The sequence below is a fragment of the Candidatus Protofrankia californiensis genome (genome assembly GCF_900634765.1).
GTDB lineage: Bacteria > Actinomycetota > Actinomycetes > Frankiales > Frankiaceae > Protofrankia > Protofrankia californiensis.
In genome coordinates, this window is the sequence record NZ_CAAAFT010000298.1 from 5,918 (window position 1) to 9,228 (window position 3,311).

The following is a 3,311-nucleotide window of genomic DNA, read 5'->3' on the forward strand; positions in this document are numbered from 1 at the left end:
AATCCGCTGCTGTTGTGACAGCACCGGATTCACATCCTTTCCCGTGACTCCTCTTTTCTTCCGTGGTTGGGCTATCCGTGGTTGGGTTTCTCCCACCGGCGGACGGTGTCGATACGCGCGCGTAGTTGTGCCGCGCTGGCCTGAGCGGTCGCCGGGCCGCCGCATGTCCGCCGCAGCTCACCGTGGATCATCCCGTGCGAGCGGCCGGTGCGGTGGTGGTGGGCTGCAACCAGCCGGTTCAGCTCCCGCCGGAGCTCGGCGATCACCTCGTGGGTCGGGCGGCTTTCCGCGGAGTCCGTGTCCAGGCCCTCCTCTGCGGCGGCCCGGGCCGCGGGGACCGCCTGTCCGGAGGCGCCCTGAGTCGTCCGGCCGGAGGAGACCCCGCGGGCCTCGCCACGCTCCTGCTTGCGCCGGGCGGCGAGCTGGGCGGCCTCCCGCTGTTTGAGCAGGACGGCGACCTGGTCCGGTTCGAGCAGGCCAGGCAGTCCCAGGAAGTCCTCCTCCTCGGCGGAACCGGCCGCCGCCTGCGTGCCGAACTCGCCGCCGTCGAAGATGACCCGGTCGAGATGTGCCGAGGAACCCAGTGCGGTGAACGACTGCTCCGGCAGGTCGGGGATGTCCCGGCGCCGGTTGGCCTCGCGTAGTGCGGCGTCGTCGAAGGCGTCCGGTTCGCGCAGGGGCTTGTCCAGCGCGTGGTCACGCTGGACCTCCATCTCGCCGGCGAGCGCCAGCAGCGTCGGGACGCTGGGCAGGAAGACCGAGGCGGTTTCCGCGCGGCCCCGGCCACGGACGAACCGGCCGACGGCCTGGGCGAAGAACAGCGGCGTCGCCACGGAGGTGGCATAGACCCCGACCGCCAGGCGTGGGATGTCCACGCCCTCGCTGACCATCCGGACGGCGACCATCCACCGTTCCCGCGACTCCCGGAACGCTGCGATCTTCGAGCTGGCGGAGGGGTCGTCGGAGAGCACCACCACCGGCTCGGTGCCGCTGACCCGGCGCAGGATCCCGGCGTAGGCGCGGGCGTTGGCATGGTCGGTGGCGATCACCAGCCCGCCCGCGTCGGGCACCCCGCCGGCTCGGACCTGCGACAGCCGGGTGTCCGCGGCGGCGAGGACCGCGGGGATCCAGTCGCCGCGGGCGTCGAGCGCGGTGCGCCATGCGGCGGCGGTCTGCTCGTTGTTCAACGGCTCACCGAGCCGGGCCGACAGTTCGTGTCCGGCGCTCGTCCGCCAGGTCATCTCCCCGGAGTAGGCCAGGAACAGCACGGGACGCACCACACCGTCACGTAGCGCGTCGGAGTAGCCGTAGGAGGAGTCCGCGACACTGCGCGTCACACCGTCCGGGCCGGGAAGGTAGGTGACGAACGGGATGGGATTGACGTCCGAGCGAAAGGGTGTGCCGGTGAGCGCGAGGCGCCGGGTCGCCGGGGTGAACGCCTCCCGGACGGCGTCACCCCACGACAGGGCGTCGCCGGCATGGTGGATCTCGTCGAGGATCACCAGGGTGCGACGGCGTTCACAGCGCAGCCGGTGCAATGCGGGATGCGCTGCCACCTGCGCGTAGGTGAGCACGACGCCGGTGTAGTCCGAGGACGTGGCCCCGGCGGTGTTGCGGAAGTCCGGGTCGAGGGCGATACCGGACTGCGCCGCCGCGTCAGCCCACTGCCGTTTCAGGTGCTCGGTCGGCGCCACCACCGTGACCGCGCGCACCACGCCCTCGCGCAGCAGATCGGACGCGACGCACAACGCAAAGGTCGTCTTGCCCGCACCAGGGGTGGCGACGGCCAGGAAGTCACGTGCGCCGACGCCCGCCCGGGCCCGGTAGACCGCGAGGGCGGCCTCCTGCCAGGCTCGTAACGGACGGCGATTCGCTGAGGACTCTGAAGCGTTACCGAGGGGGCCTGCACTCACAGGACAGACTCTACGGGCTCCCTCGCACAGGTCGTCGCAGGCGCTTACCCAGCGCGCTCAAGGCCATAGCATTCATGCCCACAGGGCGTGACTGACAACACATGACATCACCGAATGTGCCGGAATCCATATACGTGTGTGCTGGCACGGGCCCGCGAGCTTCCCTGGTGTGTACCTGGCAGGAGGCCACGCGCGGTTCTCCCCGTCATCCGTACACATTCGACAAACGGCGACCGGCGGGCTGCGGCGACAGCCGGCGGCCACGGGCGGTGGGGCGGCGCGACAGCCGGCGGCCACGACGCCGGGATAAACTGTTTTGTCAGGCGGCGATTCGGGCTGGTGGACGAGGAAAGGCAGACGATGATTCCAGCGGACAGGACCCTTACGGCTGCCGTTTCCCATCCACCCGTACGCATCCCCAACACGCGCCTGCGAAACTGCCGGGAGGAGCGGGGCTGGTCGCAGGAACAACTGGCCATGGAGCTCCGCGGCTTCGCCGTCAGCCGCGAAGGACGCGAGGCAGGCGTCACCGGCAACATGGTCTGCAAATGGGAGAAAGGCGACAAGAAGCCCAGCCTTCGTTACCAACGACTCCTGGGCGCTCTCTTTCAACGGACCTCCGGGGAACTCGGGTTCATTGACGACGATGCCGCCGCTAACACCGCAGCCGGGTCCGGTACGGAATACGATTATGGGTTATCACAACCGAGTGTGGAACGGCGTTCCTTTCTCCGGGTGGTCACGGTGGCCGGAGGTGCCACAGCCACTGCGCCTGACGCCCAACCATGGGAGCGGCTTTCCACGGCGCTGCGCCAGCAGGTTGTTGCCACGCCGTCAGTCGTCGACAATCTGTCCGTTCACACCGCCGGCCTGTTCGGGTTGGAAGAAAGGGTGCCGGCCCACAGGCTGATGGAACGGGTGACCGCGCATCTGGGCACACTCAGCCGGCTCCTGGAAACCTCACCGCGATCAGCGATGCGCCGCGCCCTGGTCGTCACGGCCGGTGAGACCGCCGCCCTGGCCGGCTGGCTCGCCTTCGACATGCACGACAATTCCCATGCGCTTGCCTACTACCGCGTTGCGGCCGAAGCCGCCCGGGAAGCCGACGACAATGCCCTGCTGGCATGCGTGCTCGGATACGAAAGCTTTCAGCCGAGCATGAACGGACGGCCGGACAAAGCCTGCGCACTGCTGGCCGAGGCCCAGCGCCACGCCGCGCACAGCGACAGCATGATGACCCGCGCATGGCTGGCCGCTCGGGAGGCGGAGGAACAGGCTCACCGGGGGGACAGCAACGCGGCACTGCATGCGCTCGATCGCGCTGCCGAAGCTTTTGACCGGGCCGCGCCGGACGGTGACCGCGTGTGGACGCAGTTTTTCGACCGTTCCCGCCTCGAC

The 3,311-nt window shown here is 69.3% G+C and carries 2 protein-coding genes; one reads left to right on the top strand and one right to left on the bottom strand.

Annotated features, from left to right (window positions below):
- Positions 1-71: 71 nt before the first annotated feature.
- Positions 72-1,913 carry a DEAD/DEAH box helicase gene (locus tag DD1DGNOD_RS15910; protein WP_131770475.1) on the bottom strand — a complete coding sequence of 614 codons (1,842 nt, stop codon included), beginning with the start codon at positions 1,911-1,913 and terminating at the stop codon, positions 72-74.
- 360 nt (positions 1,914-2,273) lie between these two features.
- Here DD1DGNOD_RS15910 and DD1DGNOD_RS15915 point away from each other — a divergent pair.
- The coding region (locus DD1DGNOD_RS15915) for a helix-turn-helix domain-containing protein (RefSeq protein ID WP_241255756.1) at positions 2,274-3,311 on the top strand (1,038 nt) is incomplete at its 3' end.